The following is a 4,886-nucleotide window of genomic DNA, read 5'->3' on the forward strand; positions in this document are numbered from 1 at the left end:
GCCCGCACCCGTCCGGACGGCGGCCCGCCCGGGCCGCCGTGGCGGCGGGGGCCGCAAGTCCCCCCTCGCGCGCGGCGGATGGACGCCCTGGCTCTACCTCGCCCCCGCGCTCGTCGTCATCGGCGGGCTGCTCGTCTACCCCGTCTACCAGCTCGGGCTGATCTCGTTCCTGGAGTACACGCAGGCACAGGTCAGCGGCGGGGAGCCGGCCACCTTCCAGGGGTTCGGGAACTACGCGACCCTCTTCGGTGACCCGCAGTTCTGGCAGGTCCTGCTGGCCACCGTGCTGTTCGCCGGCGCGTGTGTGGTGTCGACGCTCGGGGTGGGCTGCGCGCTCGCCGTCCTCCTGACACGTGTCCGTGCCGTGCCGCGGCTCGCGCTGATGCTGGCCGCGCTCGGCGCGTGGGCGACACCCGCGGTGACCGGGTCGACGGTGTGGCTGCTCCTCTTCGACCCCGACTTCGGTCCGGTCAACCGGATCCTCGGACTCGGCGACCACTCCTGGACGTACGGCCGTTACAGCGCCTTCGCCCTCGTCCTGCTCGAAGTGGTCTGGTGCTCCTTCCCGTTCGTGATGGTCACGGTGTACGCCGGCATCCGCGCCGTACCGGCCGAGGTCCTGGAGGCCGCCTCCCTGGACGGCGCCTCCCAGTGGCGGATCTGGCGCTCGGTGCTCGCCCCGATGCTCCGGCCGATCCTCGTGGTCGTCACCATCCAGTCGGTCATCTGGGACTTCAAGGTCTTCACGCAGATCTACGTCATGACGGGCGGCGGCGGCATCGCCGGCCAGAACCTCGTACTGAACGTGTACGCCTACCAGAAGGCCTTCGCGTCCTCCCAGTACAGCCTCGGCTCGGCGATCGGAGTGGTGATGCTGCTGATTCTGCTCGCCGTCACGCTCGTATATCTGAGGCTGATCAGAAGGCAGGGGGAGGAGCTGTGAGTTCCGCAAGTCCCGTGAAAACCCAAGGCTTTGTACGTGATTTCGCACGCCGTTCCGTACAGCGACCGTGGCGGCTGGCCGCCGAGGCGTCCGCACTGCTGATCGCGGCGGTCGTCGCATTCCCCCTCTACTGGATGGCGCTCAGCGCCTTCAAGCCCGCCGGGGAGATCGAGTCGACCGAGCCGCGGCCGTGGACGCTGGATCCGACACTCGATTCCTTCCGACGCGTCTTCGGGCAGCAGGAATTCGGCCGGTACTTCCTCAACAGCCTCATCGTGGCGGTCACCGTGGTCGCCGTCTCGGCGCTCATCGCGTTTCTCGCGGCGACCGCCGTGACCCGATTCCGCTTCCGATTCCGCACCACCCTGCTCATCATGTTCCTGATCGCGCAGATGGTGCCCGTCGAGGCGCTGACGATCCCCCTCTTCTTCCAGATGCGGGACTTCGGGCAGCTCAACACGCTGGGCGCGCTGATCCTGCCGCACATCGCCTTCTCGCTGCCCTTCGCGATCTGGATGCTGCGGGGCTTTGTGAAGGCCGTCCCCGAGGCGCTGGAGGAGGCCGCCTACATCGACGGGGCGAGCCGGACGCGGTTCCTGTGGCAGATCCTTTTCCCGCTGGTCTTTCCCGGGCTCGTCGCCACCAGCGTGTTCTCGTTCATCTCCGCGTGGAACGACTTCCTCTTCGCCAAGTCCTTCATCATCAGCGACACTTCGCAGTCCACACTGCCGATGGCACTCCTTGTCTTCTACAAGCCCGACGACCCCGACTGGGGCGGTGTGATGGCCGCGTCCACGGTGATGACCATTCCGGTACTGATCTTCTTCGTACTCGTACAGCGGCGGCTGGTCTCCGGACTGGGCGGCGCGGTGAAGGACTGAGACATGACCGCCTCGGAACTGATTCCCGGGCCGCTCTCCGCGTCGGCGTCGGGCGGCGGCCTTTTCCCGCTCGACGAGGAGACGACCCTCACGGCGGGGCCGGAGACCGACGGCACGGCACGCTGGCTGCGCGCGGTACTCGTCGCCGCCACCGGGCTTCCCCTGCGCGAAGGCGAACCCGGGCCGCCCGGGCACGCGGCGGAGAACTCCGTCGAACTGCGCCTCGACCCGCAACTGCCGCCCGAGGGCTACCGGATCACCGTCCGCGACCGGCGGGCCCTCGTCACCGGCGGCGGCCCGGCCGGGGTGTTCTGGGGCGCCCAGACGCTGCGGCAGCTGCTGGGCCCCGACGCCTTCCGGCGCGCCCCTCTGAGGCGCACCGGCTGGGCGTTGCCGGAAACCGAGGTCAAGGACGCCCCGCGATTCGCCTGGCGTGGCCTCATGCTCGACGTCTCACGGCACTTCATGCCCAAGGACGGTGTCCTGCGCTATCTCGACCTGATGGCGGCTCACAAGCTCAACGTCTTCCACTTCCACCTCACGGACGACCAGGGCTGGCGCATCGAGATCAAGCGGTACCCGAAGCTCACGGAGACCGGATCGTGGCGGGCGCGCACCAAATTCGGCCATCGCGCCTCGCCCCTCTGGGAGGAGAAGCCGCACGGGGGCTTCTACACCCAGGACGACATCCGCGAGATCATCGCCTACGCCACCGAGCGGCATATCGCCGTCGTCCCCGAGATCGACATCCCGGGGCACTCGCAGGCCGCCATCGCCGCATATCCGGAACTCGGCAACACCGACGTCATCGACACGACCTCCCTCTCCGTCTGGGACACCTGGGGCGTCTCAAAAAACGTACTCGCCCCCACTGACAACGTCCTTCGCTTCTACGAGGGCGTCTTCGAGGAGGTCCTCGACCTGTTCCCCGCGGACGCCGTCGGCTTCTCGGAGTTCGTCCACATCGGCGGCGACGAGTGCGCCAAGGACCAGTGGGAGGCCTCACCGACCGCCAAGGCGCGGATCGTGGACCTCGGGCTCGCGGACGTGGACGAACTCCAGTCGTGGTTCATCCGGCACTTCGACAACTGGCTGGCCGCGCGCGGGCGTCGGCTGATCGGCTGGGACGAGATCCTGGAGGGCGGCCTCGCCCCCGGCGCCGCCGTGTCCTCGTGGCGCGGCTACCGGGGAGGCATCACGGCCGCGCGGGCGGGCCACGACGTCGTCATGTGCCCCGAGCAGCAGGTCTACTTGGACCACCGTCAGCACGGTGGCCCCGACGAGCCCGTACCGATCGGCTTCGTACGCACCCTTGAGGACGTCTACCGCTTCGAGCCCGTTCCACCGGAGTTGACCTCCGATCAGGCGCGGCACGTCCTGGGCACCCAGGCCAACCTGTGGACCGAGGTCATGGAGGACCGCACACGCGTCGACTACCAGGCGTTTCCCCGGCTCGCGGCCTTCGCCGAGGTCGCCTGGAGTGCACTGCCCGACCCCGCGGAGCGCGACTTCGCCGACTTCGAGCGGCGGATGACCGCCCACTACGGGCGACTTGACGCCCTCGGAGTCTCCTACCGGCCCCCCACCGGGCCGTTGCCGTGGCAGCGGCGTCCCGGAGTGCTCGGACGCCCGATCGAGGGAGCGCCCCCGAACGTGTGAGGTGCCTCCCAAGGGGTGTTGTCCGAAGCGGTTGCCCTGGGACGGTGGCCCACAAGGAGAAAGGCCCCCAAGAGGCGCCGAAGGCTGCCAATTCGCGCTGACGGGCGATGTGGTGCGAAAACGGACGATCCGCTGGTGGCGGTAGGAATGCCTCCTAGCGGACCCCCGCGCCGAGGGGCGGGGAAGATGTGCCAGAGTTGCCACGTCCGCCCTGTCAGCACGTACCGTACGGCAACACAGGTGGGACCAGGTGGGGCAGCGGGAAGGGGCAGCCGGTTTGACCACGCACGCACCGCAGGCGGCGCAGGCCGTGACGCTGCCCGCCTCGCTGGACGAGGCCGTGGCGGCTCTCGCAGCCATGCCCGCGGCCGTTCCCGTGGCCGGCGGCACCGACCTCATGGCCTCCGTCAACTCCGGGCAACTGCGGCCCGCCGCACTCGTCGGCCTCGGCCGGATCAGCGAGATCCGCGGCTGGCAGTACCAGGACGGCCACGCGCTCCTCGGCGCGGGCCTCACGCACGCCCGCATGGGACGCCCCGACTTCGCCGCCCTCATCCCCGCCCTCGCGGCCGCCGCGAGAGCCGCGGGACCGCCGCAGATCCGCAACGCGGGCACCCTCGGCGGCAACATCGCCTCGGCGTCCCCCACGGGGGACGCGCTTCCCGTGCTCGCCGCGCTGGAGGCGACGCTCATCGTCGCGGGCCCCGGCGGCGCCCGCCGTGAGATCCCCGTCTCCCACCTGCTCGCGGGCATGGAGATGCTCCGCGGCGGCGAACTCATCGGGTACGTGCGCGTGCCGCTGCTGCACGCCCCACAGGTCTTCCTGAAGGCGACCGGACGGACCGGTCCCGGGCGCGCCATCGCGTCCGTCGCGCTCGTCCTCGACCCCGCCAGGCGCGGAGTGCGGTGCGCCGTGGGCGCCATAGCGCCGATGCCGCTGCGGCCCCTGGACGCCGAGCAGTGGGTCGCCTCGCTGATCGACTGGGACAACAACCGCGCGATCGTGCCCGAGGCGCTGAACGCCTTCGGGGAGTACGTCGCCGCGGCCTGCATCCCGGACCCCGCACCCGCCGAGGACGGCTCCGCCCAGCAACTGCCACCCGCCGTACTGCACCTGCGGCGCACCGTCGCCGCGCTGGCCCGACGAGCACTGGGGAGGGCACTTTCGTGACCGACGACCAGCACGGAGAGAGCGGCCCCCGGTCGGGCAGCCGCTGGGACCCGCTGCCCCAGGGCGACTACGACGACGGCGCCACCGCCTTCGTCAAGCTCCCCGAAGGGGGCATCGACGCCCTCCTGGCGGACTCGCCGCTCGCCGCGCCCGGCCACGGCTACGTACCGCCGCCGATAACGGCCGCGCCCACGGACGAGGGCACCGACCCGGCCGCGCCCGGCGCGTGGGC

The 4,886-nt window shown here is 70.5% G+C and carries 4 protein-coding genes and 1 pseudogene; all 5 read left to right on the top strand.

The window, feature by feature from the left end; all coding sequences use genetic code 11:
* The coding region (locus O3Q52_RS48930) for a carbohydrate ABC transporter permease (RefSeq protein WP_269654903.1) at positions 1-943 on the top strand (943 nt) is incomplete at its 5' end.
* Between the two features lie 14 nt (positions 944-957).
* Positions 958-1,824, top strand: a complete 867-nt coding sequence (locus O3Q52_RS48935) for a carbohydrate ABC transporter permease (protein WP_269654904.1) — start codon at positions 958-960, stop codon at positions 1,822-1,824.
* A 3-nt stretch (positions 1,825-1,827) separates the two neighbouring features.
* Positions 1,828-3,483, top strand: coding sequence for a beta-N-acetylhexosaminidase (locus O3Q52_RS48940; protein ID WP_269654905.1), 1,656 nt, complete (start codon positions 1,828-1,830; stop codon positions 3,481-3,483).
* Positions 3,484-3,760: 277 nt separating this feature from the next.
* Positions 3,761-4,654: a xanthine dehydrogenase family protein subunit M gene (locus O3Q52_RS48945; protein ID WP_269654906.1), complete on the top strand. Its 894-nt coding sequence runs from the start codon at positions 3,761-3,763 to the stop codon at positions 4,652-4,654.
* Positions 4,651-4,886, top strand: a pseudogene (locus O3Q52_RS48950) (hypothetical protein); the annotation flags it as partial. The gene O3Q52_RS48945 and the pseudogene O3Q52_RS48950, both read left to right, overlap by 4 nt.

It is taken from the genome of Streptomyces sp. ActVer (assembly GCF_027270795.1).
GTDB lineage: Bacteria > Actinomycetota > Actinomycetes > Streptomycetales > Streptomycetaceae > Streptomyces > Streptomyces umbrinus_A.